20 protein-coding genes are annotated in these 25,976 nt (G+C 70.5%); 10 read left to right on the top strand and 10 right to left on the bottom strand.

From position 1 onward, the window contains the following. The first annotated feature begins 53 nt into the window (after positions 1-53). Entirely contained in the window at positions 54-341 is a 288-nt protein-coding gene (locus ACK41C_RS18240) for a hypothetical protein (protein WP_409657283.1), read from the top strand. Positions 342-542: 201 nt separating this feature from the next. Here the strand turns inward: ACK41C_RS18240 and hutU are convergent, their stop codons facing one another. The 4 genes from hutU to hutI are packed head-to-tail and all read right to left on the bottom strand — an operon-like array spanning position 543 to position 5,773. Further along, positions 543-2,222, bottom strand: coding sequence for a urocanate hydratase (hutU, locus tag ACK41C_RS18235; RefSeq protein ID WP_409657280.1), 1,680 nt, complete (start codon positions 2,220-2,222; stop codon positions 543-545). Next, positions 2,219-3,043: an N-formylglutamate deformylase gene (gene hutG, locus ACK41C_RS18230; protein WP_409657277.1), complete on the bottom strand. Its 825-nt coding sequence runs from the start codon at positions 3,041-3,043 to the stop codon at positions 2,219-2,221. The genes hutU and hutG overlap by 4 nt, the downstream gene beginning before the upstream one ends. Continuing rightward, positions 3,033-4,583, bottom strand: a complete 1,551-nt coding sequence (gene hutH / locus ACK41C_RS18225; protein ID WP_409657454.1) for a histidine ammonia-lyase — start codon at positions 4,581-4,583, stop codon at positions 3,033-3,035. Before hutH ends, hutG begins: the two co-directional genes overlap by 11 nt. Continuing rightward, positions 4,568-5,773 carry an imidazolonepropionase gene (gene hutI / locus ACK41C_RS18220; protein WP_409657274.1) on the bottom strand — a complete coding sequence of 402 codons (1,206 nt, stop codon included), beginning with the start codon at positions 5,771-5,773 and terminating at the stop codon, positions 4,568-4,570. The genes hutH and hutI overlap by 16 nt, the downstream gene beginning before the upstream one ends. 83 nt (positions 5,774-5,856) lie before the next feature. Here hutI and ACK41C_RS18215 point away from each other — a divergent pair, with 83 nt between their 5' ends. The 3 genes from ACK41C_RS18215 (at position 5,857) to ACK41C_RS18205 (ending at position 10,435) form a co-directional block, all read left to right on the top strand. Continuing rightward, entirely contained in the window at positions 5,857-7,227 is a 1,371-nt protein-coding gene (locus ACK41C_RS18215) for a formimidoylglutamate deiminase (RefSeq protein ID WP_409657271.1), read from the top strand. Next, positions 7,224-7,922, top strand: a complete 699-nt coding sequence (locus ACK41C_RS18210; RefSeq protein WP_409657268.1) for a UTRA domain-containing protein — start codon at positions 7,224-7,226, stop codon at positions 7,920-7,922. The genes ACK41C_RS18215 and ACK41C_RS18210 overlap by 4 nt, the downstream gene beginning before the upstream one ends. Positions 7,923-8,050: 128 nt before the next feature. Further along, on the top strand, positions 8,051-10,435 hold the full coding sequence (locus ACK41C_RS18205; protein WP_409657265.1) for an ATP-binding protein: 2,385 nt from the start codon (positions 8,051-8,053) through the stop codon (positions 10,433-10,435). A gap of 10 nt (positions 10,436-10,445) precedes the next feature. On the opposite strand, the gene ACK41C_RS18200 is transcribed toward ACK41C_RS18205, so the two are convergent. Then, on the bottom strand, positions 10,446-12,563 hold the full coding sequence (locus ACK41C_RS18200; RefSeq protein ID WP_409657262.1) for a TonB-dependent receptor family protein: 2,118 nt from the start codon (positions 12,561-12,563) through the stop codon (positions 10,446-10,448). Between the two features lie 142 nt (positions 12,564-12,705). Between ACK41C_RS18200 and ACK41C_RS18195 the strand changes: the two genes are divergently transcribed. Both ACK41C_RS18195 and ACK41C_RS18190 read left to right on the top strand, forming a co-directional pair. Beyond that, positions 12,706-13,116, top strand: a complete 411-nt coding sequence (locus ACK41C_RS18195; protein ID WP_409657259.1) for a hypothetical protein — start codon at positions 12,706-12,708, stop codon at positions 13,114-13,116. Positions 13,117-13,221: 105 nt separating this feature from the next. Further along, entirely contained in the window at positions 13,222-15,261 is a 2,040-nt protein-coding gene (locus ACK41C_RS18190; protein ID WP_409657256.1) for a TonB-dependent receptor family protein, read from the top strand. Between the two features lie 15 nt (positions 15,262-15,276). Here the strand turns inward: ACK41C_RS18190 and ACK41C_RS18185 are convergent, their stop codons facing one another. The 5 genes from ACK41C_RS18185 to ACK41C_RS18165 form a co-directional block, all read right to left on the bottom strand. Then, positions 15,277-16,122 carry a universal stress protein gene (locus ACK41C_RS18185; RefSeq protein WP_409657253.1) on the bottom strand — a complete coding sequence of 282 codons (846 nt, stop codon included), beginning with the start codon at positions 16,120-16,122 and terminating at the stop codon, positions 15,277-15,279. A 64-nt stretch (positions 16,123-16,186) separates the two neighbouring features. Further along, entirely contained in the window at positions 16,187-18,919 is a 2,733-nt protein-coding gene (locus ACK41C_RS18180) for an HAD-IC family P-type ATPase (protein WP_409657250.1), read from the bottom strand. 68 nt (positions 18,920-18,987) lie between these two features. Next, entirely contained in the window at positions 18,988-19,995 is a 1,008-nt protein-coding gene (locus ACK41C_RS18175; protein WP_409657247.1) for an FAD:protein FMN transferase, read from the bottom strand. Beyond that, positions 19,995-20,507 carry a DUF2271 domain-containing protein gene (locus ACK41C_RS18170; RefSeq protein ID WP_409657244.1) on the bottom strand — a complete coding sequence of 171 codons (513 nt, stop codon included), beginning with the start codon at positions 20,505-20,507 and terminating at the stop codon, positions 19,995-19,997. Before ACK41C_RS18170 ends, ACK41C_RS18175 begins: the two co-directional genes overlap by 1 nt. Before the next feature lie 14 nt (positions 20,508-20,521). Then, positions 20,522-21,163, bottom strand: a complete 642-nt coding sequence (locus tag ACK41C_RS18165) for a PepSY-associated TM helix domain-containing protein (protein ID WP_409657241.1) — start codon at positions 21,161-21,163, stop codon at positions 20,522-20,524. A 151-nt stretch (positions 21,164-21,314) separates the two neighbouring features. Between ACK41C_RS18165 and ACK41C_RS18160 the strand changes: the two genes are divergently transcribed. The 4 genes from ACK41C_RS18160 (at position 21,315) to ACK41C_RS18145 (ending at position 25,946) form a co-directional block, all read left to right on the top strand. Beyond that, positions 21,315-23,315 (top strand): protein-L-isoaspartate(D-aspartate) O-methyltransferase, encoded by a 2,001-nt coding sequence (locus ACK41C_RS18160; RefSeq protein ID WP_409657238.1) that lies wholly within the window; start codon positions 21,315-21,317, stop codon positions 23,313-23,315. A 44-nt stretch (positions 23,316-23,359) separates the two neighbouring features. Further along, positions 23,360-23,617: a hypothetical protein gene (locus ACK41C_RS18155; protein WP_409657235.1), complete on the top strand. Its 258-nt coding sequence runs from the start codon at positions 23,360-23,362 to the stop codon at positions 23,615-23,617. A gap of 116 nt (positions 23,618-23,733) precedes the next feature. Beyond that, on the top strand, positions 23,734-25,143 hold the full coding sequence (locus ACK41C_RS18150) for an NfeD family protein (protein ID WP_409657232.1): 1,410 nt from the start codon (positions 23,734-23,736) through the stop codon (positions 25,141-25,143). Positions 25,144-25,154: 11 nt separating this feature from the next. Beyond that, complete coding sequence (locus ACK41C_RS18145; RefSeq protein ID WP_409657229.1) at positions 25,155-25,946, top strand: slipin family protein; 792 nt, start codon at positions 25,155-25,157, stop codon at positions 25,944-25,946. Positions 25,947-25,976: the final 30 nt, after the last annotated feature.

Raw genomic sequence — 25,976 nt, 5'->3', positions numbered from 1 at the left:
GCCCGCCGTAGTCCGGCGGCGCAGGGGCGGCCATCCGGCGAAAGGACGGACCGATGCACAGGCATCAGGTCGACGGCCTGGACCCGAAGCAGAGCTACTGGATCCCGGTCGTCGTCTCGCCCGAACGCGACTGGCTCGGCGCGCCCGGCTGCCGCAAGGGCGCCCGCTACATCGTGAACTGCGGAACGCTCTGCGCCAGCCGCGACGAATTCGAGACCTTCGACAGCCGGCTCGCCTGCCTGAGCTGGATCATGAGCCACCGCGTCGAGCTCAACCGCACCATGCCCGGCGCCACGATCCGCGCCGCGCGCCTGGACCGGTGGCTGCTGGGCCTGGAGTAACGGCGGGGAGCTTACGGCCTCCGGGTTGAACCTTTTTGGCCCGACCCCATTTCAGGGGCGCGTCCGCATCACCGCCTCCAGCCCGCTGACCGCCTGATCACCGGACATGGTGGGGGCGCCGCGGAGCCGGCCAGAACGACGGCAGCGGCCTGGAACCGCCTTGTCCCCACCAAGGGATGCCGCCGGTTCTGGCGAGGCGCTTCAGCCCAGGCTCGGCAGGTCCAGGCCCTTTTCGCGGGCGCAGTCGATGGCGATCTCATAGCCGGCGTCGGCGTGGCGCATGACGCCGCTGGCGGGATCGTTCCAGAGCACGCGCTCGATGCGCCGGGCGGCGGCTTCCGTGCCGTCGCAGACGATCACCATGCCGGCGTGCTGGGAATAGCCCATGCCCACCCCGCCGCCGTGATGCAGCGACACCCAGGTCGCGCCTGAGGCGCAGTTCAGCAGGGCGTTCAGCAGCGGCCAGTCGGAGACGGCGTCGGACCCGTCTCGCATGGCTTCGGTCTCGCGGTTGGGCGAGGCCACGGAGCCGGAATCCAGATGGTCGCGGCCGATGACGACTGGGGCCTTCAGCTCGCCGCGCGCCACCATTTCGTTGAAGGCCAGGCCCAGGCGATGGCGGTCGCCCAGCCCCACCCAGCAGATCCGCGCCGGCAGGCCCTGGAACTTGATCCTCCGGGCGGCCATGTCGAGCCAGTTGTGCAGGTGCGGATTGTCGGGGATCAGTTCCTTCACCTTGGCGTCCGTGCGGGCGATGTCCTCCGGATCGCCGGACAGCGCCGCCCAGCGGAACGGCCCGATCCCGCGGCAGAACAGCGGGCGGATATAGGCCGGCACGAAGCCGGGGAAATCGAAGGCGTCAGCGACGCCGGCGTCCTTGGCCACCTGGCGGATGTTGTTGCCGTAGTCGACGGTGGGGACGCCTTGTTTCTGGAAGTCCAGCATGGCTTGGACGTGTTCGGCCATGGAAGCGCGGGCGGCCGCCTCCACCTGGACCGGATCCTGCTCGCGCATGGCGAACCAGCGTTCCAGGGTCCAGCCCTTGGGGAGGTAACCGTTCACCGGATCGTGGGCCGAGGTCTGGTCGGTTAGCAGGTCGGGGCGCACGCCGCGGCGCAGGAGCTCGGGCAGCACCTCGCAGGCGTTGCCAAGGAGGCCGACCGAGATCGGGGCCTTGTTACGGCAGGACTGCGCGATCCAGGCCAGCGCCTCGTCCAAGTCCTCGGTCGAGCGGTCGAGATAGCCGGTGCGCAGGCGCATATCGATGCTGGAGGGCTGGCATTCGATCGCCAGGCACGAGGCTCCCGCCATCACCGCCGCCAGCGGCTGGGCCCCGCCCATGCCGCCGAGGCCTGCGGTCAGCAGCCATTTGCCGGAGAGATCGCCGCCGTGGTGCTGGCGGCCCATTTCGACGAAGGTCTCGTAGGTGCCCTGAACGATGCCTTGAGCGCCGATATAGATCCAGGAGCCGGCGGTCATCTGGCCGTACATGGCCAGGCCCCTGCGGTCGAGCTCGTTGAAATGGTCCCAGGTGGCCCAGCGGGGGACCAAGTTGGAATTGGCGATCAGCACCCGCGGGGCGTCCTCATGGGTGGGGAAGACGCCCACCGGCTTGCCCGACTGGACCAGCAGGGTCTCATCGTCCTTCAGCCGGCGCAGGGTCTCGACGATGCGGTCGAAGCTCGGCCAATCGCGCGCGGCCCGGCCGACGCCGCCATAGACCACCAGTTCCTCCGGACGTTCGGCCACGTCCGGGTCGAGGTTGTTCATCAGCATCCGCAGGGCGGCTTCGGTGAGCCAGGACCGGGCGGTCAGTTCGGGTCCTCGCGGGGCGCGGATCTTGCGGGTCTCGTCCCGGCGCAAGGGAAGCGGCGCGATCATGATCTTGTCTCCGCAAAGGCCAGGCAGGCCGAAAGGACCTCGCCCAGCACCGCCCGGCAGGCGCTGGCCCGAGCTTCGTCGAAGGGCGCGGGCCAGTTGTCAGGGCCAACCTCACTGTCCGGCTCGTCGAGATAGGCGCGGCACGCGAGCTCCATCTGGATCGCGTGCACGCCCTCGTCCGGGCGGCCGTAGCGACGTGTGGCCCAGCCGCCCTTGAACCGGCCGTCGACCACGTGGCGGTAGCCGGGTCGGTCGCAGGCCGCCGCGACGCCGGCGGCGAGCTCGGGCGCACAGGTCGCCCCGCCGTTGGTCCCGATGTTGAAGTGCGGCAGCTCGCCCTCGAACAGGCGGGGAATGCGCGATCGGATCGAGTGGGCGTCGTAGAAGACCACCGCCCCGTAGCGGGTCTTCAAGCGCGCGATCTGGGCCTCGATCTCGGCGTGGTAGGGCGAAAACCAGCGCTCGCGACGCGCGGCGATCTCGGCGGCGTCGGGCTCGGCTCCGCCGCGATAGAGCGGTTCGCCGTCGAAAGTGGTGGTCGGACAGAGCTCCGTCGTCGCCTGGCCCGGATAGAGTGAAGCGCCAGAGGGATCGCGGTTCACGTCGATCACCGTGCGCGAGAGGCGGGTGCGCACAGTGGTGGCGCCGAGTTCGCGGGCGAAGGCGTAGAGCCGGTCGATCCACCAGTCGGCGTCCTTGCGGGCGAGCCAGGGCGAGACGAGTCCGGCCTCGATCTCCGCCGGGATGTCGGTTCCGGTGTGCGGAAAGCCGACGATCAGCGGCGCATCGCCCGCATGGACCTCCAGCCAGTCAGCCGACATCCAGCGCCTCCGGAAGGGCGACGGAGCCGGCCGCCTCGACCAGCTCGCCGCGGGTGACGAGGTCCAGCGCCGCGGCGATGTCGGGATGGAAGTGGCGATCCTCCTCCAGGGCCGGGACGTGGGCGCGGACGAGGCGACGGACGGCCTCTAGGGGCGGGCTCGAAGCCAGCGAGGCGTGGAAGTCGCAGCCCTGGGCGGCGGCGAGCAGCTCGATGGCGACAACGGTCCGGGCGTTGGCGGTCATCTCCAGCAGGCGCCGCGCGGCGTGGGCGGCCATGGAGACGTGGTCCTCCTGGTTCGCCGAGGTGGGAATCGAGTCCACTGAGGCCGGATAGGCCTTCTGCTTGTTCTCCGAGACGAGCGCCGCGGCGGTCACCTGAGGGATCATGAAGCCGGAATTCAGGCCCGGCCGTGGGGTAAGGAAGGCCGGCAGTCCGGAAAGGGCCGGATCGACCAGCATGGCGATCCGCCGTTCGGCCAGGGACCCGATCTCGCAGATCGCGAGCGCGATCATGTCGGCGGCGAACGCCACCGGCTCGGCGTGGAAATTGCCGCCGGACAGCGCCTCGCCCGTCTCGGCGAAGATCAGCGGGTTGTCGGTGACGCCGTTGGCCTCGACGGCCAGGGTCTCGGCCGCCTGGCGCAGAACCTTCAGCGCCGCGCCCATCACCTGCGGCTGGCAGCGCAGGCAGTAGGGATCCTGGACCCGCTCGTCGCCTTCCAGGTGCGAGGCGCGGATCGCCGAGCCCGCCATCAGGGCCCGCAGGGCGTCGGCGGTTTCGATCTGGGTCTGGTGGCGGCGCAGGACGTGGATGCGGTGGTCGAAGGGGGTGTCGGAGCCCTTGGCCGCCTCGGTGGACAGCGCGCCGGTCACCAGGGCCGCCTGGAACAACGCCTCGGCCTCGAACAGGGCGGCGAGCGCGTAGGCCGTGGAGAACTGGGTGCCATTGAGGAGAGCCAGGCCTTCCTTGGGGCCCAGTTCGAGCGGCGCAAGGCCCGCCCGCGCCAGGGCCTCCTCGGCGGGCGAAACGGCGCCGTCGAAGACGATGTGTCCCACCCCGATCATCGCCGCGGCCAGGTGCGCCAGCGGCGCCAGATCGCCCGAGGCGCCTACCGACCCCTGAGCCGGTATGACGGGCGTAAGGCCCTTCTGCAGCATGGCTTGAAGAAGGCCGACCGTGGCCGGCGCGACGCCCGAGGCTCCCTGCCCCAGGCTGGCCAGCTTCAGGGCCATCATCAGCCGAACGACCGCGACAGGCGTTGCGGGGCCGACGCCGGCGGCGTGGCTGAGCACGATGTTGCGCTGCAGGCGGCCGAGATCCGCGGCCTCGATGCGGATGGTTGCAAGCTTCCCGAAGCCGGTGTTGACGCCATAGACCGGCTCGCCCCGGGCCAGGATCGCCTCCACCGCCGCCGCACTCGCCGCAACGGCGCTTTCCGCCGCCGGATCGAGCGCAGCCGGCGCGCCGCGCCAGATCGCCTTCCAGTCGCGCAGCGAGACCTCTCCGGGTTTCAGGACGAGGGTCATTGGCCTTTCCAGATCCGGGCGTGGAGCGGGTTGAACCCGATGCGGTAGACGAGCTCGGCGGGGCGCTCGACGTTCCAGATGGCGAGGTCGCAGCGCTTGCCGGCCTCGAGGGTCCCGATCTCGTCCAGGCGGCCCAGGGCGCGGGCCGCCTCCCGCGTGACGCCGGCCAGACATTCGGGAACCTTCAGGCGGAAGAAGGTGGCGGCCATGTTCATGACCAGCAGGATCGAGGTCAGCGGCGAGGTTCCGGGATTGCAGTCGGTGGCGAGCGCGATAGGCACCCCATGAGCGCGCAGAAGGTCCACCGGCGGCGGCTTGGTCTCGCGGGTGAAGTAGTAGGCGCCGGGCAGCAGGACCGCTGTCGTTCCGGCCGCCGCCATGGCCTGCACGCCGTTCTCGTCCAGGTGCTCCAGGTGATCGGCCGACAGCGCGCCGAACTCGGCGGCCAGCGCCGCGCCGTGCAGATTGGAGAGCTGTTCGGCATGCAGTTTCACCGGAAGGCCGTGGACGCGGGCGGCCTCGAACACCCTTCGGACCTGGGTGGGCGAAAAACCGACGCCTTCGCAGAAGGCGTCCACGGCCTCAGCCAGGCGCTCCGCAGCGACGACGGGGATCATCTGTTCGCAGACTTCGGCGATATAGGCGTCCGGATCCTCGCGGAACTCCGGCGGCAAGGCGTGAGCCCCCAGGAAGGTGGGCGAAACCGCGACGGCCCGGGCCTCGCCCAGGGCGCGGGCGGCGCGCAGCTGCTTCAGCTCGTCCTCAAGGCTCAGGCCATAGCCGGACTTGATCTCGACCGTGGTGACCCCCTCGGCGATCAGGGCGTCCAGGCGCGGCAGGGCGGCGTGCACGAGCTCACCCTCGCTGGCCGCTCGGACGGCGCGCATGGTGGAGACGATGCCGCCGCCGGCGCGGGCGATCTCCTCGTAGGAGGCGCCGGCCAGTCGCTGCTCGAACTCGGCCGCCCGGTCGCCGGCATAGACGAGGTGGGTGTGAGGATCGATCAGGCCCGGCGTGATCCAGCGGCCTTCGCAATCGACGGTCTCGGCGGCCTCGAAGTTCGGCGCATCCGCTCTCGTCCCGGCATAGAGGATGCGCCCGTCGCGGCAGGCGACCAGGCCGTCCTCCACCTCGCCGAGGCCGGGACGGTTCGGCGCAAGGGTGGCCAGGCGCGCATTGCGCCAGACGCGATCGCAAAGCATGCCGCCCTCCTTTCGCGCCGGAGGGTTAGGCCACACGGCGATAATGTCTAGACATAAAAACCACGCCGCCGGATAGTTCGCTCATGACCTCCGGACCGACGACGACCCTGTGGTTTGGCCAGGCCCTGCTGGCGGACGGCTGGGCCGAGCGTGTCCGTATCGGGATCGAAGGCGGGCGGATCGCGCGCATCGAGGTCGGCTGCGATCCCGCGCCCGGCGAGGAGCGCCACGCCGCGGCGGTTCCCGGCCTTTGCAACCTCCACAGTCACGCCTTCCAGCGCGGCATGGCCGGCCTGGCGGAGGTGCGGGGGCCCGCGCACGATGACTTCTGGACCTGGCGCGAGGTGATGTACCGTTTCCTCGACCGGCTGACCCCAGACCAGGTGGAGGCCATCGCCGCCCAGGCCTATGCGGAGATGCTGCAGCAAGGCTTCACCCGGGTCGGGGAATTCCACTACCTGCATCACGACCCGGACGGACGGCCCTATGATCGGGTCTCCGAATTGGCGGAACGGGTTGTGGCGGCCGCGGACGAGACGGGCCTTGGCCTCACCCTGCTGCCCGTCTTCTACGCCCACGGCGGCTTCGGCGGAGCCGAGGCGAATCCAAGGCAACGCCGTTTCCTGAACGATGTCGAGAGCTTCTCGCGGCTTCTTGAAGAGAGCCGGAAGGCCGTAGCCCCCCTTTCCGACCCGGTCGTCGGCGTCGCCCCGCACAGCCTGCGGGCCGTCACCCCCGAGGAGCTCGGCGCTGTGGCTGGGATGGCGGGCGGCGGGCCGGTGCACATCCACGCCGCCGAGCAGGTGAAGGAGGTGGAGGACTGCCTCGCCTGGTCCGGCGCGCGGCCCGTCCAATGGCTGCTCGAACACACCGCAGTGGATGAAGCCTGGTGCCTGATCCACGCCACCCACCTGACGCCGGAGGAGACGCAAGGCCTGGCCGCACGCGGCGCAGTCGCCGGCCTCTGCCCGGTGACGGAAGCCAATCTCGGCGACGGAGTGTTCCCGGCGACCGACTATCTTCGCGCGAACGGCCGCTTCGGCGTGGGCACGGACTCCAACATCCTGATCGACGCCGCCGGCGAATTGCGCGCCCTCGAATACGCTCAGCGCCTGACCCGGCGAGGGCGCAACATCCTGGCCGCGGCCGAGGGCGCCTCGGTCGGGGGAGACCTGTTCCGACGCGCCCTGGCGGGCGGCGCCCAGGCGCTCGGCCTTGCGCAATATGGCATCCAGGCCGGCGCGGCGGCCGACATCGTCTCGTTCGACCTGGATCACCCCTCGATGGTCGCCCGCGCCCGCGACGGCCTCCTGGACGCCTGGATCTTCGCCGGCGGCCGGGTGGATTGCGTCTGGCGCTTCGGTCGCAAGGTGGTGGAAGCCGGGCGCCACAGGCGCGCCGAGGCTATCGCCGCGCGCTACCGGCGGGTGCTGGCCGAGCTTCTCGCCGCATGACCCGCCGGCTCGACCAGCAGATCCGGGCGGACCTGGAGGACCAGATCCGCTCCGGCGCCTGGGCGCCGGGCCACCGCATCCCGACCGAGCGCGAGCTGATGGCGCAATACGGCTGCGCGCGGATGACGGTGAACAAGGCGCTTTCGGCCCTGGCGACGGCCGGCTTGATCGAGCGGCGGCGCAAGGCCGGCTCCTTCGTCGCCCGGCCCCATGTGCAGACCGCCGTGCTGGAGATCCCCGACATCGCCGCGGTCATCGAGAGCCGCGGCGAAGCCTACAGCTTTCGCCTGCTTTCGCGATCCGCCACCGGAGCCGCGGCCCCGCCGGAAGCACCGTTCGAGGCGGGCGGGGAGCGGTTGGCCCTGACCGGCGTGCATGTGGCCTCCGGGGAACCCTTCGCCCACGAGCATCGGCTGATCGCGCTTTCGGCGGCGCCGGGCGCGCGCCAGGCCGACTTCTCCGCCCGCTCGCCGGGCTCCTGGCTGCTGGAGAACGTGCCCTGGACGCTCGCGCGCCACCGGATCAGCGCCCGGGCGGCCGGCGAATTGGCCGCCCCCCTTGGCGTGACGCGCACCGCGCCCTGCCTGCAGGTGGAACGCTGGACCTGGCGCCGGGAAGATCCGGTGACCTATGTCCGCCAGGTCTTCCCCGCCGACCGCTACGATCTGGTCGCCGAGTTTTCGCCTCGAGCCTAGGCGAAAGCCCTACATCACAAGGTCTGCGACATACCGCCGCGCGGCCTGGGCCCCAAGCTCGGCCTTTACGGCTTCCTTAGAACCTTATCCGGAACGCTGAACCCCAGGCGCGACAGAAGGCGTGCGGCGTGAACGGCGACAGTCGAAACGAGGGGCTTCCGTTCGGCCTGGCGGCCGAGCAGCCGGTATTCGACCGGGCGACGGAGCTTGCCCGCGAGATATTCGGAGCCTGCGCGGCGTCCATCGCCCTTGTGAACAAGGGCGAGATATGGCGGACGCACGATCCTGAAGAGCGGCTGCCCAAGGTCACGTCTTTGAGCGAACAGGTGATCGCGACCGGCGAACCGCTCTGGTTGGAAGACCTGAGACTGGACCCGCGCGCGGCCAACCACCCTCTGGTCACCGCGCCGAACGGACTACGTTCCTATATCGGCGCGCCTATTCTCGCCGATGACGGCGTCGCCATCGGCGCCTTGGCGGTGGCGACCCGCGACCCTCGGCCTTTCGACGCCGCCAAACTCGGGATTCTCCAGAAACTCGCCCACTTCGTCGCCGACGAATGTCGCCGGCAACACAACGCGCGCGATCTGAAGGAAACGCAATCAGCCCTCGCCGCCTTCGTTGCGACGGTCCCCGCCTCGGTCATGGTCACCGACAGCGAGATGCGCATCCTGCAAGCCAGCCCCGTTTGGCTAGAGGCTTTCGGCCTGACGTTGGAAGCCGCCCTGGGACGTTCTGTCTACGAGCTGGCGCCCGCCTATTTCGAGACCTACCGGGCGACCTACGAACGCTGCCTGCGGGGCGAGCGGATCCACGAGGCCAAGCTGCCCAGCCGCCATGCGAACGGCGAGCTGCGATACCTCCGCGCCGAGGCCGCGCCGTGGCGCGACGGCGCGGGCGAGATCGCCGGCCTCATCGTCGCCGCCCTCGATGTGACCGAAATGGTCGAGGCTCTGGACCGCTCGGAACGGGCCAGCCAACGCCTGAAGCTCGCCGTCGAACTGGCGGACCTGCACGTGTGGGAAGTGGACTTCAAAACCGGCGAGGTGGAGCGCGACGGCGCCGAGGAGACCTTCTTCGACACGCCGCTCGACACCGATGCCTTCGTCCGGGACACCAGCATCACGATCGACCCGCGCGACCGCGCGCGGATCGGCGAGGAATGGACTCGTGCGGTCATGGAAGACCGCCCCTATCGGCCCGAATACCGGATCGCTCGTCAGGACGGCAAGGAAGTCTGGGCCAGTTGCAACGTCAAGCTGGTCCGCGACGAGGCCGGCGACCCACGCCGCCTGGTCGGCGCCATGCAGAACATCACCGACCGCAAGCGCGCCGAGACGACGATCCTGCAGGCGAAGGAAGAGGCCGAAGCCGCAAACCGCGCCAAGTCCGCCTTCCTGGCGACGATGAGCCACGAGATCCGCACGCCTCTGAACGGCGTGCTCGGCATGGCCCAGGCCATGGCCGCCGACAACGGCTTATCCCCGGTCCAACGCGAGCGGTTGGAGCTGATCCGGCAGTCCGGAGAGGCCCTGCTGGCCATCCTCAATGACGTGCTCGACCTATCAAAGATCGAGGCCGGCAAGCTGGAGCTGGAGATCCTCGACTTCGATATGAGCGACCTCGCGCGCGGGGCGCACGGCGCCTTCACCGCGGTGGCCGAGCGCAAGGGGCTGGACTTCAGCCTGGCGGTGGAGCCGGCGGCGCTCGGACGCTATCGTTCCGATCCCACGCGCATCCGCCAGATCCTCTACAACCTGATCTCCAACGCCTTGAAGTTCACCGAGGCCGGCCAGGTGCGGGTGACCGTCGCCCGGACGGGAGAGGAGGTCCGTTTCGAGGTCGCCGACACCGGGCCCGGCATGTCGCAGGAGACCGTTGCCCGGCTGTTCCGCAAGTTCGAGCAGGCCGACGCCTCCACCACGCGACGCTACGGAGGGACGGGGCTTGGGTTGTCGATCTGCGGCGAGCTCGCCCCGATGCTGGGCGGGCGCCTGGAGGTCGAAAGCCGCGAGGGGGAAGGCTCGGTGTTTCGTCTCGTCCTGCCGCTGGAGCGGATCTCAGGGAACGAGATCGGCCCGCCGGACGGGCGGGCGGCCAACGGCGTCGCCTCCACCGCCGATTTCGAGGGCTTGCGGGTGCTTGCGGCCGAGGACAACGAGGTCAACCAACTGGTGCTGAAGACCCTCTTGTATCAGGTGGGCGTGGAGCCCGAGGTCGTCTCCGACGGAGAGCAGGCCCTCGCCGCTTGGCGGCGCGAGGCCTGGGACCTGGTGCTGATGGACGTCCAGATGCCGCAGATGGACGGCCCGACCGCCGCCCGCGCCATCCGGGCGGAAGAGGCGCAGACCGGCCGCGCACGCACCCCGATCGTGGCTCTGACCGCCAACGCCATGGCCCACCAGATCGCCGAATACCTGGCCTCAGGCATGGACGGCTACGTGACCAAGCCGATCGAGGCCGCGCGGCTGTTCGAGGCCCTTCTGCTGGCGGCCTCGCGAGAAGCCGCCTGACGCCCCTCGGTCAGAAGTTCAGCTCGACGCCAAGGATCGCCGTGCGCGGCTCGCTGACCAGCACCCCACGCGAGCGGTCGACGATATAGGTCTTGTCGGCCAGGTTGCGCACGGCTGCGGTCAGCTTCACCCGGGTGTTCGGCACCCGCCAGGCGGCCGCCAGGTTCCATTGCCAGGCGGAGTCGATCCGTCCCCGCTGGCCGTCGGCGGTCGGCGCGCGGGTGTTCAGGTCGTCGGTGAACATCTCGCCGGTGTAGACCGCCTCGAGTTCGGCCTGCAGCGCCCCAGTGTCGAAACCGAGGGCCGCACGCCCCACCCATTCGGGCGAATAGGGCAGCCGATTCCCTGTCACCGGCACATTGCCGAAGCCGGAGATCGCCGAGAACCGCCGGCCGCGATACTCCGCCGTCTCCACCCAGGTGAAGGTCCCCTCCGCATACCAGTCCACCGTCGTGCCGAAGGCGGCGCGGGAGGAGAAGCTGGCCGCCCCTTCCAGGCCCATATGGCGGGTTTCCCCTGCGCTAGTCGCCGTGGCGCCCACACCGCCAGCCACCGAGGCCGGGACGATCTGGTTGTCGAAATCCATGCGGAAGGCGGCGAGTTCGCCCTTGAGGCCCGGCACGGGTTCGCCACGAACGCCGAACTCCCAGTTGAGGCTGCGCTCAGCGTCGAGCTCGACCGAGCCGCCGGCGGCGGTGATCACGTCCTCCACCCGCGGGGGCGAGAAGCCGCGGTGGACGCCGGCGAAGACGGTCAGGCGCGGATCGGCGCTCCAGGAGAGGCCGAGCCCGGGGATCCACTCGCTGAGGTCGGCCGAGCCGCGCTGGCCGGTCAGCTTGTTGGACCGGCCGAAGTCCATGGTTTCGAACCGCACCCCCGGCGTCACCGCGAAGTCGCCGAAGCGGAAGGTGTTCTGGACGAAGGCGGACACGGCGCGAGCCTCGCGCACGTTCTGCTCGCGCACTCCGGCGTTGGCGGTCACGCCGGGCGAGCGGGAGTTGGGGAAGTCGCCGTTGATCTGGAAGCGTTCCTGGTTCTCGGCGTGGATGCGCGCGCCGGCCAGAAGCTCGCCGCCGGCCCAGTTGAGGGTGACCCGGTTCTCAAGCCCGAACATGTAATACTGGCGCAGCCGTCCTTCGTTGCCGCATGTGGTGTCGACATTGGCCATGCCGCCGCAGAGCGGATCGGACGCATCGGCGGGGCGTTGGGCCGAGTTCGAGGACTGACGCCACCAGTCGCGCTCGAAGCTCGCCGCGTAAAGTACTGTATTAACCTGCAGATTGCCGGACGGGCGCCAGCCGTGGGCGGCGCTGGCGCCGTAACGCCAGAGGGTGAAGCTGTCGTTCTTGAACCGGTTGCCCCGAGGATTGGCCAGGTATTCCGCCTGGGTCAGGCCCGAATAGCTGACGCGGCTGTCCTCATGGTAGGCGGAGAGCTTGAAGGTGAGTTCCTGGGTCTCGGAAAGCGTCGCCACCGCCTTCAGGAAGGCGTCGGCGTAAACGAGGTCCTGATTGGCGCGGACGCCAGCGCTGTGGCCCGCCGCCACGCCGCCGATCAGGCCCAGCCGGCCGAACGTGTCCCCGCCCTGCAGCACGAACTCCTGGGTGTCGTTCTCGCCGACCCGGGCGATCAACCGACCCGAGGCGTTCTCCGGTGGGCGCGGCGTGCGGTAGTTGATCACCCCGCCGACGGTGTGTGGGCCGTAGACGATCTGGCCCGCCCCCTTCAGCACCTCCACAGCCGAAAAGCGCTCCAGCGGCGGGTGGTAGTAGGTGGCGTTGTCGCCGTAGGGCGCATAGGTCAGCGGAACCCCGTCCTCAAGGAACAGCACCTCGGTGGAACGGCTGGGGTTGAGGCCGCGGAAGCCGACATTCGGACGTAAGCCCAGCCCCTCCTCCGAACGCACATAGAGGCCCGGCACGCGGCGAAGCACGTCGTTGATGCTCAGCGGTTGCGAGCGTTCGAATTCCTCGGCCGTCACCAGCGTCGCCGCGCCGGGGATTTCGCCGGGCCCCTCAACCCCCAGCACCACCAGCTCGGACACCGGCGTGGCGTCGTCGGCGGCGAAGGCGGGCGCGGCGCCGAGAGCCGCCAAGGCCGCGGCGGTGGCGAAGAGGTGCGAACGCAATATCTTATCCCCAGCTTTTGCGATTAATTCGCGTTTTCGATCCGCGATAGGCCGGCTGATATTGCAAGTCAATCGCTTCTTTGCGGGACGGCAACACCGGCTGCCGAGACAGGCTTCGCCAGCGGCGCTATAGACCCGACCCGTGGGACGATTCGCCGGCGCATCGACGACAGGCCGCCGCCTCTGGCTGGCGCTGGCGACGCTTGCCCTGGCGCTGAAGATCGCCGTGCCGGCCGGCTTCATGGCCGCGCCGACCAACGACCTGCCCTTCGCCATCGTGCTCTGCACGGCGCAGGGCGCGACGGTGATCGAACCCGGCGCGCCCCTGCCCCACGAGGGCGGCGCGCCGAGCGCGCCGGAGAAGCACGACCCGCCCTGCGCCTTCGCCGGCCACGGCCTGAACGCGCCGCCGGCCGAAGCCGACTTCGCCGGGCGCGCGGAGTTCGCCGCCTATGCGCCGCCGCCGATTCGGGCGCTGACGCACCTGGCGCCGGGCCGGGGTCTCGCCGCCCCGCCCCTGCCCGCCCGCGGACCGCCCAGCCTGCCGATCTGAACACCCGCCTGCGCTGGAGCGCCGGCTCGTTCGGCCGCCCCGCCCCCGGCGCGGCTCCCATCGGCATGCACGCCCCGGTTCCCAAGGGGCGCAAAGGACACGTTCATGAAATCCGTTCTTCTCGCCGGGGGCGCCGTCTGCGCCCTGGCTCTTCCGGTCGCCGCCCAGGCCGCCGACGCCGACACCCTGGTCGATTCCGTCATCGTCACCGCCCGCCCCGACCCCGAAGACCCCGCCGTCGTGGCCCAGGCCCGGCGACGGCTTTCCGAAACCCCCGGCGCGGTCTCCGTCATTTCGGCGGAATCTTATGAGCGCCGGTTCGCTCTGGCGCTGGACGACATGCTGCGCGACGCGCCCGGCGTCTTCGCCCAGCGCAAGTGGGGCGGCGACATTCGGCTCTCCATCCGCGGCTCGGGCCTGGGCAACGCCAACCACAACCGCGGCCTGTTTCTGGCCCAGGACGGCCTGCCGCTGAACGAGGCCGACGGCTATGGCGACAGCCAGATCGCCGATCCCCTGATCGCCCGCTTCACCGAGGTCTATCGCGGTGGCAACGCGCTTCGCTTCGGCGGCGCCCTGCTGGGCGGAGCCGTCAACATGGTCACGCCGACCGGCGCCGACGCCGGTTTCTCGCAGAAGCTCAGGCTCGACGGCGGCGCGTTCGGCCTGCTGCGCCAGCACGCCGAGATCGCGCACGCGGGCGAGAGCTGGGACGCCTTCACCGCCGTCACCAATCAGACCGGCCAGGGCTGGCGGCCCCAGAGCCAGCAGAACATCCAGTTCGCCTCGCTGAACCTCGGCCGGACCTTCGGTGAAGACCGGGAGGTGCGGCTGATCCTGAACGGCGCGAACATCAAGCAGGAAATCCCCGGCGCCCTGACCTGGAGCCAGTTCCAGGCCGACCCGCGGCAGGCTGCGGCAGGCAATTATGCGAACGACTACAGCCGCGACGTGCGGGGCCTCCGCGGCTCGCTCCGCGCCCGCTGGCGGCTCGACGAGGCCACGGTGGTCGAGGGCGGCCTCTACGCCGTCTGGAAGGATCTCGACCATCCGATCTTCCAGGTGATCGACCAGCAGAGCCGCAACTACGGCGCCTTCGCCCGCGCCGATTGGGAGGGCGAGTTGGCCGGACACCGCGCCGACGCCTATGCGGGGCTCTGGCTGCGCCAGGGCGATCTGGACCAGGCCTTCTATGTGAACCGGCAAGGCGCCCGTGGGGCGCTGCGCTCACTCTCGCTTCAGAACGCAAAGGCGGCGGACCTGTTCGCCGAAGGCCGCCTGTTCATAATCGACCAGCTCGCCATCGTGGGCGGCGCGACGCTGGGCTGGACCAGCCGCGACTATCGCAGCTTCGCGGTTCCCGGCGTCGGGGGGGCCTTCGACCTTGCAGCCTCGCGAGAGTTCGACTGGATCGCCCCGCGCATCGGCGTGCTCTGGGAAGCCGAGGACGGGGCGCAGGTCTTCGCCAACCTGACCCGCTCGGTCGAGCCGCCGAACTTCGGCGCGCTCTCGCCCACGGGAACCGGCTTCGCGCCGGTCGAACCTCAGACGGCCTGGACGGCGGAGATCGGCGCCCGCGGCCGGCGCGGCCCCCTCACCTGGGACGTGACGCTCTATCGCGCCGAACTGAGGAAAGAGCTGTTGCAGTACACGGTCTCCCAGGACGTTCCCGCGACCACCTTCAACGCCGACAGGACGGTTCACCAGGGGCTGGAGGCGGCTGTGGACTGGCGGTTCGCCCCCGGCTGGCGGCTGCGCCAGACCTGGACATGGTCGGATTTCCGTTTCGAGGGTGACCGACAATACGGCGACAACCGACTGCCGGTGGTTCCGGAGCATCTCTATCGCGCGGAGCTGAGATACGAGCACTCGGCCGGCTGGTTCGTCGCACCCACTCTCGAGCGCGCGACCCGAGCCTGGGCGGACTTCCGCAACACGGCCGCGGCGCCGGCCTATACGGTCGTCCACCTGAACGCGGGCGTCGCGCTCAACGGGACGACGACGGTGTTCGTCGACGCGCGAAACCTGACCAATGAGGCCTATGTCACCAACGTCCAGCCGGTGATCTCCACCGCTCAGAGCCCTGCCGTCTACTGGCCCGGAGACGGGCGCTCGGTGTTCGCCGGGATCGTTCTGGCCTTCTAGCGAGCCTGGGCGGCGTCAGTGCGAGAGCAGCAGCGGGACCTTGGGGTCGTGCAGCACGTGCTCTGTGGCGCCGCCCAGTATGAACTCCCGCAGGCGCGATCGGCCAAAGGCGCCCATGACCAGGAGGTCGGCGCCCTCGGCTGCGGCGTAGTCGTCCAGCACCCGACCGATGGCGCGGCGCTTGGCGTCCACCTCGACAGGGACGGCTTCGATGCTGTGGGCGCGCAGCCGGCGTACGGCCTCCGCGGCCAGGCCGGCCACCGCGTCGGGCTTCTCGTTCAGGACTGTGAGCACCCTCACCTCCTCGGCGCGCGCGAGCAGCGGCAAGGCGTCGGTGAGCGCCCGGGCCGCAGGCCGACCGCCGTCCCAGGCGACGAGCGCCAGGGCGAACTCCCGCTTCAGGTCGGCGACGCCGGGCCGGAACAGCAAGGTGGGCTGGCCGGAGCCGAACACCACCGCCTCGGCCACCGCACGCTGGCCGTCTTCCCGCGCCCCTATCGGGATCAGGCATAAGTCGTGGAGCCGGGCCTCGCGGGCGACGCGGCTCGCCACCTCGTGCAGATCGGCGCGCTCATACCGAACCTCGCCCAGCACCCCTGCGGCGCGGGCGGCTGAGGCGAAGTGTTCCAGGGAGGCTTTGGCGATCTCGGCGCTCCTGGCCTCCTCCTGCCGCGCCACCTCGGCCAAGCCGGCGACGCGATCCGCCAAACGGTTCTTCGGCAAAGGGATCGCCGTCTCGATCGCCAGCGCGCTCAAACGGGCGCCCCGCCCTGCGGCGAAGGCGACCGCCTGCTCGATCGCCTCTGGCGGCGTGGCCTGCGGATAGGTCTGAATCTGCAGAAGGACGTCGCGCAACGGCATGGAAAGCTCCTCTTGGCGATCTTGTCGGGCTATCAAGTCCGAACTGCGTCGGCCTTGATCCCGATCAAGGGCTGGCCCGCCGGCGGGGGTGGAGCGCCGCGGCGATCCGCTTCTCGACTTCGGTGGCGAACAGCATGGCGAGACCCAGGCCGACCACGACGATTCCTTCCAGCGCGCCGATGGCGGCCGCTCCGAATACCGCCTGAACCGGCGGCGCATAGGTAAAGGCCAGCTGGGCGGCGACCACGCCTGCGATTCCGAGCCACACGGCCGGGGCCCCGAGCACGCCACGCCGGGTGATGGAGGCGCCATAGGCGTAGCGGACGCTGAACAGGTAGAAGATTTCCATGACGACGATGGCGTTGACCACCAGGGTCCGGGCCTCGGCGGTCCCAAGCCCCCGCTCGAGCGCCCAGGCGAAGACGCCGAAGGCGCCGGCCACCATCAGCATCGAGACGAAGATCACCCGCCAGAGCAGGCGGCCGGAGAGCAGCGCGCGGCCGGGCGGACGCGGCGGGCGGAGCATGGTTCCAGGCTCCGTCGGCTCGAAGGCGAGGGTCAGGCCGAGACACACGGCCGTCACCATATTGATCCAGAGGATTTGAATGGGTGCGACTGGCAGGGTCAGCCCGAAGAGCACCGCCAGGATGATCGTAAGCGCCTCGCCTCCGTTGGTGGGCAGCGTCCAGGCGATCACCTTGGTGAGGTTGTCGTAGACCGTGCGGCCTTCGCGCACGGCGGCGACGATGGAGGCGAAATTGTCGTCGGCAAGGACGAGTTCGCTAGCCTCCTTGGCGGCTTCGGTGCCCTTTCGGCCCATGGCGACGCCGATGTCGGCCCGCTTGAGCGCCGGCGCGTCGTTCACCCCGTCGCCGGTCATCGCCACCACGGCGCCGCCGGCCTGGAGCGATTCCACCAGGCGCAGCTTGTGCTCCGGACTCGTCCGGGCGAACACGGCGGCCTCCCGCGCGTGGCGCGCAAAGTCTTCGGGTTCCAGTTGGTCGAGGTCGCCGCCCGTGACCGCCGTCGAACCCTCGTCGATGCCGAGTTGAGCGGCGATCGCGCGGGCGGTGGCGGCGTGGTCGCCAGTGATCATCTTGATGCGGATGCCCGCGGTCCGGCATTCGGCCACCGCGGCGACGGCTTCCTCCCGCGGCGGATCCATGAGGCCGACGAGCCCAAGCAGCCGAAGCCCGCTCTCCACCTGCTCGGGCGCAAGGCCCGTCACATCGGCGGCCAACTCGCGACAAGCCAGGGCGATCACCCGCTGCCCGCCCGCGGCCAGGCCATCCACGAGCTCGCGCCAGTGCTCGCGCTCGGAGTCCGCGACCGCACACATCTCCAGCACCCGCTCGGGCGCACCCTTCACATAGGCGACGGGGCCGGCGAGGCATCGATTGAGCGTCGCCATGTAGCGATGACGTGAATCGAACGGAATCTCGTCCAGGCGCGGGCAAGCGGCCCGGGCCGCATCGGGATCGACTCCCGCTCGGCTGGCCAAGACCACCAGCGCGCCTTCCATGGGGTCGCCATTGACGGTCCAACCGGTCTCGGCGCGGCGCAGATGCGCGTCGTTGCACAGGAGACCGGCGGCCAGCAGCTCCGCCAAGGTGGGATCCTGCATCGGTTCAAGGAATCCGGTCCGGTCGCGAAACACGCCCTCGGGCTCGTAGCCTTGCCCATCGACCTCTACGATCCGCCCCGGAACGACCAGGGTGCGGGCCGCCATCTCGTTTCGGGTGAGGGTTCCTGTCTTGTCGGAACAGATGACGGATACGGCCCCGAGCGTCTCCACCGCCGGCAGCCGCCGGACGATGGCCTTTCGGCGGGCCATGCGCCGAACGCCCACCGCGAGCGCGATCGTCATCACCGCAGGCAGGCCCTCGGGTATCGCCGCCACAGCTAGTCCGACGACGGCCATGAACGCGTCATCCAGGGCGTAACCGCGCACGAGGACGGCGAAGGCGAACAGCAGGATCGAAGCGCCCAGCACCGCCACCGTCACCTGACGGGCGAACTGGTTCATCTGGCGGATCAGCGGCGTGGCCAGCCGCTCGACGGCGCCCAACAGGGCGCTGATCCGCCCGAGCTCCGTGGCCTGACCCGTCGCCACCGCCACGCCCCATCCCTGCCCCGCGGCCACGAAGGAGCCGGAAAAGGCGAGGCAGAGGCGGTCGCCCAGCGGCGCATCGGCCGCGACGATCGCCGTCGCCTTCTCGACCGGCACGGATTCGCCCGTGAGCACGGCCTCGTCGATCTTCAGCCCTCGCGCACGCACGAGCCGCAGGTCGGCCGGCACGCGGTCGCCCGCCTCGATCAACACCATGTCGCCGGGTACGACCTCCTGGGCGGCGACGGTGACGCGCCGCCCCGCGCGGATCACCGAAGCGCTGGGATCGATCATCCCGCGAATGGCCTCTAGCGCCCGCTCAGCCCGCCCCTCCTGCACGTAGCCGATCAGGGCGTTGATCAGGACCACCGCCAGGATGACGGCCGAATCCACCGGATGGCCGATGGCCGCCGACAGGGCTGCCGCAGCCAGAAGTACGTAGATGAGCAGGTTGCGGAACTGGTGGAAGAATCGGGCTGCGGCGCTCCGAGACCGGCCCTGCGGCAGGCGATTGGGGCCGACGACCCGAAGCCGGCGTTCCGCCTCCTCTTCGGTCAGGCCGACCTCCGACGAAGCGAGGGCCGCAAGCGCAGCTTCGGCCGGAATGGCGTGCCACTCGCGATCACCGGCAGCGGCGAATCCCGGATCGGAACGGACGGCCGGCAGGTCGGGCGGCTTGAGCGGCATAAACCAGTTCCCTGGATGAGTTCGGCCCCCTGCCTAGCCTACGGGCGAGACGCCGCCCTTGAGCCGGGTCAAACCGGCGTCGGTTCGTCGTCCAACAAGGCGGCGAAGTCGGGCGAGACCGCCTCGCGCAGACCCGCCCCGTCGCGCAGCATGTAGAGGGCGGCCAGGCCGTAGCGGGCGGCGAAGGCGAGCCCGGCCTCAGACCCCATCACCCAGAGCGCCGTGCAAAGGGCGTCGGCCTGCATGCAGGAGGGGTGCAGGACGGCGACGGCGGCCACTTCGCCCGCGACCGGCGCGCGGGCGGCCGGATCGAGGGTGTGGCTGACGCGCCGCCCGTCGAGATCGAGGCTGCGGCGCCAGTCGCCGGAGGCCGCGACGGCGAGGTCGTGCAGGGCGATCAGGATCGGCGGCGCCTCGCAGGCGAGTCCCGGCGGCCGCTCGATCTCGACGAACCAGGGCGCGCCGCCCGCCTTCACGCCCGCGCCGCGCAACTCCCCGCCAACCTCGATCAGGAAGTCCTGCAAGCCCAGGGTGTTCAGAGCCGCGGCGGCGCGGTCGACGCCATAGCCCTTGGCGATGCCGGAAAGGTCCAGGCGCAAACCGCCGGGCTGGCGGAGCCGGCCGCCGATCGGATCGAAGCCCAGCCTGCGCCAGCCGACTTCGGCCGCGGCCAGCGCGACGGGATTGGGCGCGCGAGCGACAGGACCCGGCGGGCCGAACCCCCAGAGCGCCGTCAGCCGGCCGAGGGTGGGGTCGAAGGCGCCCTCGGTGAGGCGGGCGAGCTCGAGGCCGGCCTGGACGACCTCCATCATTGGGGCCGGAACCTCGAACCAGCCGGGCGGGGCGCGGTTGAACCGGGAAAGGTCGCTTTCCGGGTCCCAATCGCTCATCTGGACGCTCACCTCGTCGAGCGCGGCCTGCACGGCGCCGGCGATCGCCGCATCGGGCAGGTCCGGCGCCGCCAGCGCCTGAAGCGTCCAGCCGACGCCCATGGCCGGGCCCGAGAGCCGGACCGGCCGCCCCCCGCGCGGCCGCACCCGATCTGGCTCCAGACCCAGCGGAACGGCCACCCGCATTAGGGGCGCACGGCGACCGTGATCTCGCCCAGTTCCTCCGCGCCCCTGGCCGACACCGACCCGCCCCGGCCGCCCGCAGGCCAGGCGAAGGGGGTTCGCACCACCTCGCGGCCGCCGACCTCGCGGGCGGCCTCGACGACAAGGTTGTAGGAGCCGGGCGCCAGGTCGCCGATCGCTGCGGCGGCGAAGGTCAGCTGGTGGCGGCCGGGCGCGCGGGTGGGACCGGCGATGCCGTCAGCGAGGCTCTGGCTGCGGCCCGCGCGCCGCCACCACTGCCGAAGGTCCTTCAGCCAGTTGGCGCCCTTGTCGTTCTTCGCCCGCACGTCGTACCAGACCGCCAGCGTCTTCACCGCCGCCTGGTCGGGCGTCTCGATCCAGAGGGCGACATAGGGCCGATGATATTCGGCGACGCTCAGGCGCGGAATCTCCACCCCGACGGCCAGTTCGGCGCCCTGTGCGGCGGCAGGGACGGCGAGCGCGGCGGCGAGGACGGGCAGGCGCGACGGACGCATGGAAAGCTTCACCTTCAATGGATCAGGACGAGGACCAGCAGGAATGGGACGGCGAGACCCAGGGCGACCAGCGGCCAGGTCGAGCGCCTGGCATGGGCGTGCAGCTGCAGGAGGATCAGGCCGGTCACGCAGAACACCACGCAGCCCAGGGCGAAGGCGTCGATGAAGAGTCGCCAGGCGGGACCGATGTTCCGGCCCTTGTGCAGGTCGTTGAGGAAGGCGACGGCGCCGCGGTCGGTGCGTTCGTAGAGCGCCTCGCCAGTTTCCAGATCGATGCTGATCCAGGCGTCGGTGCCCGGCCGCGGCAGGGCGAGATAGGCTTCGCCCGGCGACCATTCGACGGCGAGGCCGGCCGGAATGGAGAGGGTCAGGGCCTCGACCGCCCAGCCACGCACGGAGTCCGGCAGCGGGCCGGGTTGGGCGGCGCGCAGCTCGGACAGGACCGGCGCGGGCAAGGTCCCCTTCTGCTCGCTGACCCGGCTCGAGCCTTCCAGGGTCTCGGCGTGGTTGAGGGTGAAGCCGGTGGCGGCGAACAGCAGCATGCCGGTCAGGCAGATCGCCGCGCTGATCCAGTGCCAACGCAGGGTCTGGCGCAGCAGGGCCGCCCGCAGCTGGGCCTTGCGTTTGGCCCTCGCCCGAACGGCGGTCTGATCCATGACATCCGAACTCGACATACACCCCCGCGCCGGCCGGCGCTGCGCCGGATCGAATTGCGACTTATTCGCATTAGCATATCCTTGGCGCGGGTCAAACCGCGAAGCGGAACAGGAGGCCAGCTCCCGCGGTTTGCCGCCCGGGAGGTCTCCCATGGTAGATTGGACGGACGCGCGCGCGCGCATGGTCGAGCGGCAGGTGGCTCGCCGCGGCCTGAAGGATCCCGAGCTTCTGGAAGCCCTGCGGCAGGTTCCGCGCGAGATATTCGTACCCGAAGGCATGCAGGAGTTCGCCTACGAGGACTCCGCCTTACCCATCGCCGAGGGCCAGACCATCTCCCAGCCCTATATCGTCGCCATGATGATCTCCGCGGCCGACCTTCGGCCCGGCGACCGGGTGCTGGAGGTCGGCGCCGGCTCCGGCTACGCCGCCGCGGTGCTGAGCCGGATGGCCGCCCACGTCTACGCCATCGAGCGGCACGAGAGGCTGACGGACCAGGCGGCGGCCCAGCTGGCCAGGCTGGGCTATGACAACGTCACCCTGCGCACCGGCGACGGCACCCGCGGCTGGCCGGAAGCCGCCCCCTTCGACGCCATATTGGCCGCGGCCGGCGGCCCGGCCATACCCCAGCCCTTGAAGGAGCAGTTGGAGATCGGCGGACGGCTGGTGATGCCGGTAGGCGAGGCGCCACGCGACCAGCGCCTGATCAAGGTGACCCGCATCGACGCCACCCATTTCGAGGAAGAGGACCTGGGCGGGGTGATGTTCGTGCCGCTGATCGGCGAGTTCGGCTGGAACGAGGCGGACGACCGGCGGCCCGCCGAGCCGCGAAGCTTCCGGACGCCGGCCGCCGAACCGACGATTCCGCAGCTCATCCGCCAGGCGGCCGAGCCCCTGCCCTCGCCCGACGCGCCGGACTTCGCCGAACCGTTCGACCGCTTCGCCGGCGCGCGCGTGATCCTGCTGGGCGAGGCGAGCCACGGAACCTCCGAATTCTACCGCGCCCGCTGCGCCATCACCCGGCGGCTGATCGAACGCCACGGCGTGCGCATCGTGGCGGTGGAAGCCGACTGGCCGGACGCCGCCGCGGTGGACCGCTTCGTCCGCGGCCTGCCGCAGCCGTCGGACGCGGCCCCGCCTTTCCACCGCTTCCCCACCTGGATGTGGCGCAACGAAGAGGTCCAGACCTTCCTGCGCTGGCTGCGCGACTGGAACCTCGAGCGGCCGCCGGAGGACCGCGCCGGCTTCCACGGGCTCGACCTCTACAACCTCACGGCCTCAATCCGCGCCGTGCTGGACTATCTCGACCGTGTCGACCCGGAGGCGGGCAAGGTGGCGCGCGAGCGCTACGGCTGCCTCGCTCCTTGGGCCAAGGAGCCTCAGGCCTATGGCCGCATGGCATTGAGCCGCGGCTACGCCGAGTGCGAGGCGGGCGTAGTCGCCACCTTGCACGACCTGCTCCAGCGCAGGCTCGACTACGCCGCGCGCGATGGCGAGAGCTTCCTGGACGCCGCCGCCAACGCCCGCCTGGTGAAGAGCGCCGAAGCCTACTACCGGGCCATGTACTACGCCTCCGGCGAGAGCTGGAACCTGCGCGACACCCACATGTTCGAGACGCTCTGCGCGCTCCTGGAGGCCCGCGGCCCCGACGCCAAGGCGGTGGTCTGGGCGCACAATTCGCACATCGGCGACGCCTCGAAGACGGAAATGGGCGTGGTGCGCGAGGAACTGAACCTCGGCCAGCTCTGCCGCCAGCGGTTCGGCGCGCAGGCCGCCCTGATCGGCTTCGGCTGCCACGGGGGCGAGGTCGCCTGCGCCTCCGACTGGGACGGGCCGATGGAGATCAAGGCGATCAGGCCTTCCCTGCCCGACAGCTGCGAACGGCTGGCCCACGACAGCGGGGTCGAGCGGTTCCTGCTGGACCTGCGCGAGGGCATGCACGCGGACCTGCGCCACCGCCTGCTGGAGCCGCGGCTGGAACGCTTCATCGGCGTCATCTACCGCCCCGAGACCGAGCGATGGAGCCATTACGCCGCCTGCTCCCTGCCCCAGCAGTTCGACGCCTATGTCTGGTTCGACCAGACCACGCCGGTGGCGGCGATCCCGACGAGGGTCGAGGCAGGGCCGGACGAAACCTGGCCGTTCGGACTGTGAACCCCTGACGCGGCCGGCGGGTTTAAGGACGAGGAGGAAACCCCATGAGATCCCTCGTCCCGATCCTCGCCGCGTTCGGCCTCGCGGCCTGCGCCAACGGGTCGGAGACCCAGGAGGCGGCGCAAGCGCCCGCAGCCCAGGCCTCCGGCGAGGACGCCGCCGGCCTGGCGGTGAACCCCGAACCGATTCCGCCGCCCGAAGCGCCCGGGGCGCCGATTCCCAGCACGCCGCCGACCCTGCCGCCGCCGGAGTCCGACACCACCGACCGCGAGATGCCGCCGGGGCCTGTGAATCCGAAATAGGCGCCAGGCCCGCCGATTTTCGCGAACGAACTTGGCCGTGAGGCGTTTCCGAGGACGCCTCGCGATGCGGACCTGCGGGGCGCCCAGACCTTCGAGACGGGAGAGGAGGCGCCGGCGTGCGCGCCCAACGAGATCCGCAGAGCCCGATCGGCTGGCCCATGAGGACGATGGCGTGGCTCGTGCTTGCGCTGGCGCTCGCCCTGCCCGGCTTCCTGACCGCCGCCCAGGGCCAGGAAAGCCAGCCGGGGCCTGTGGTCCTGCTCGACGTGAAGGGCGCCATCGGCCCGGCCACGACCGAGTACCTGCTGGAAGGCTTCGAAACCGCGCGCGAACGGGGCGCGCCGCTGGTGGTGCTGCGGATGGACACGCCGGGGGGGCTGGATTCGGCCACTCGCGACATCATCGCCGCCGTCCTGGCCTCGGACGTGCCCGTGGCGACCTACGTGGCGCCCGCCGGCGCGCGGGCGGCCAGCGCCGGGACCTACATCCTCTTCGCCAGCCACCTGGCCGCTATGGCGCCGGGCACGCACCTGGGCGCGGCGACGCCGGTTCAATTGGGCGGGCCGGGCTCGCCCCTGCCCGGTCCTGCGCCGAAGGAGGGGGAGGAGAAGGGCTCCGACACTCCGCCCGCCGACGCCATGTCGGCCAAGGTGGTGAACGATGCGGCCGCCTACATGGCCTCGCTGGCGGCCCTACATGGCCGCAACGCCGAGTGGGCGGAGCGCGCGGTGCGGGAGGCCGCGACGCTCACCTCCGAGGGCGCCCTGCGCGAGCGGGTGGTGGAGATCGTCGCCGGCGACTTGGAGCAGCTGCTCGCCCAGGCCGACGGCCGCACGGTGCAGGTGGCGGGCCGGCCGCAGGTGCTGAGCCTCGCCGGACGCAGCGTGGTGGAAATCACGCCCAACTGGCGCACCCGGGCTCTAGGCGTCCTGACCAATCCGAACGTGGCCTATCTGCTTCTGCTGGTCGGGGTCTACGGCCTGATCTTCGAGTTCCTGTCGCCGGGCGGAGTCGGCCCGGGCGTGGTGGGCGCCATCGCGCTGGTCATGGCGCTCTTCGCGCTCAACCTCCTCCCCGTCCACTATGCGGGGCTGGGCCTGCTGGTGCTCGGCATCGCTCTGATGACGGTTGAGGCGTTCACCCCGTCGCTGGGGATCATCGGCGTCGGCGGCGCCATCGCCTTCGCCCTGGGCTCGCTCCTGCTCTTCAAGGGGCCGGTTCCGGAGATGCGGGTCGCGCCCGGGGTGGTGATCGCCGTCACCCTGGCGAGCCTCGGCTACTTCGTGCTGGCGCTCGGCGCGGCCATGCGCAGCCGGCGCGTGGCCGTCGTTTCGGGGGCGGACACCTTGCTGGGCGCCGTCGCCGAGGTCGTGAGCTGGTCCGGAGCCCAAGGCCTGGTCGCTCTCCACGGCGAGACTTGGCAAGCCCGGTCTCCCACCCCGCTCGAGGCCGGCGGCCGGGCCCGCGTCACCGGGCGAAGCGGCCTGACCTTGACCGTAGAACCCCACGACAAATCAGCTGTCTAGAGGAGATTCCTGTGCTTGCTCCGATGCTCGACTGGGCGACCTGGATCGCCCTCGCTGTCGTCCTGGCCATGATCCTGGCCCAGGCGATCAAGATCCTGCGGGAGTACGAACGAGCCGTGATCTTCACGCTCGGCCGGTTCTCGGGGGTGAAGGGGCCAGGCTTGATCCTTCTGATCCCGATCATCCAGCAGATGGTTCGGGTCTCCCTGCGGACCGTGGTGCTGGACGTGCCGAGCCAGGACGTCATCTCCCGGGACAACGTCTCGGTGAAGGTGAGCGCGGTGGTCTATTTCCGCGTGGTCGACGCGGACCGGGCGGTGATCGCGGTGGAGGACTATCTGGCCGCCACCAGCCAGCTCGCCCAGACCACGCTGCGCTCGGTGCTGGGCAAGCACGAGCTCGACGAGATGCTGGCCGAGCGGGACAAGCTGAACAAGGACATCCAGGCGATCCTGGACAGCCAGACCGACGCCTGGGGCGTGAAGGTGGCCAATGTGGAGATCAAGCACGTCGACATCGACGAAAGCATGGTCCGCGCCATCGCCCGCCAGGCCGAGGCCGAGCGCAACCGCCGCGCCCGGATCATCAACGCCGAGGGCGAACAGCAGGCCGCGCAGACCTTGGTCGACGCCGCCACGACGCTGGCGCGGGAGCCGGCGGCGATGCAGCTGCGCTATCTCAACACCCTTTACGATGTGGGCGCGGACAAGAACTCCACCATCGTCTTCCCGATGCCCATCGAGCTGGCCGGCCTGTTGACCCGGCTGGCGGAAGGCGCGCGCCCGGGCGACCGCCCGGCCTGACGCCACCCCCATCGTAAGGTCGATCGCCAA

This window comes from Phenylobacterium sp. (assembly GCF_046290725.1).
Taxonomy (GTDB): Bacteria; Pseudomonadota; Alphaproteobacteria; order Caulobacterales; family Caulobacteraceae; genus Phenylobacterium.
This window is presented reverse-complemented; position numbering and strand designations above follow the sequence as displayed.

Coding starts and splice junctions, on each gene's coding strand:
- ACK41C_RS18160 (WP_409657238.1), top strand. CDS start 21,315: ATGGTAGATTGGACGGACGCGCGCGCGCGCATGGTCGAGCGGCAGGTG.
- hutG (WP_409657277.1), bottom strand. CDS start 3,043: ATGTCGGCTGACTGGCTGGAGGTCCATGCGGGCGATGCGCCGCTGATC.
- ACK41C_RS18165 (WP_409657241.1), bottom strand. CDS start 21,163: ATGGATCAGACCGCCGTTCGGGCGAGGGCCAAACGCAAGGCCCAGCTG.
- ACK41C_RS18210 (WP_409657268.1), top strand. CDS start 7,224: ATGACCCGCCGGCTCGACCAGCAGATCCGGGCGGACCTGGAGGACCAG.
- ACK41C_RS18170 (WP_409657244.1), bottom strand. CDS start 20,507: ATGCGTCCGTCGCGCCTGCCCGTCCTCGCCGCCGCGCTCGCCGTCCCT.
- ACK41C_RS18155 (WP_409657235.1), top strand. CDS start 23,360: ATGAGATCCCTCGTCCCGATCCTCGCCGCGTTCGGCCTCGCGGCCTGC.
- ACK41C_RS18175 (WP_409657247.1), bottom strand. CDS start 19,995: ATGCGGGTGGCCGTTCCGCTGGGTCTGGAGCCAGATCGGGTGCGGCCG.
- ACK41C_RS18240 (WP_409657283.1), top strand. CDS start 54: ATGCACAGGCATCAGGTCGACGGCCTGGACCCGAAGCAGAGCTACTGG.
- ACK41C_RS18215 (WP_409657271.1), top strand. CDS start 5,857: ATGACCTCCGGACCGACGACGACCCTGTGGTTTGGCCAGGCCCTGCTG.
- hutU (WP_409657280.1), bottom strand. CDS start 2,222: ATGATCGCGCCGCTTCCCTTGCGCCGGGACGAGACCCGCAAGATCCGC.
- ACK41C_RS18180 (WP_409657250.1), bottom strand. CDS start 18,919: ATGCCGCTCAAGCCGCCCGACCTGCCGGCCGTCCGTTCCGATCCGGGA.
- ACK41C_RS18185 (WP_409657253.1), bottom strand. CDS start 16,122: ATGCCGTTGCGCGACGTCCTTCTGCAGATTCAGACCTATCCGCAGGCC.
- ACK41C_RS18190 (WP_409657256.1), top strand. CDS start 13,222: ATGAAATCCGTTCTTCTCGCCGGGGGCGCCGTCTGCGCCCTGGCTCTT.
- hutI (WP_409657274.1), bottom strand. CDS start 5,773: ATGCTTTGCGATCGCGTCTGGCGCAATGCGCGCCTGGCCACCCTTGCG.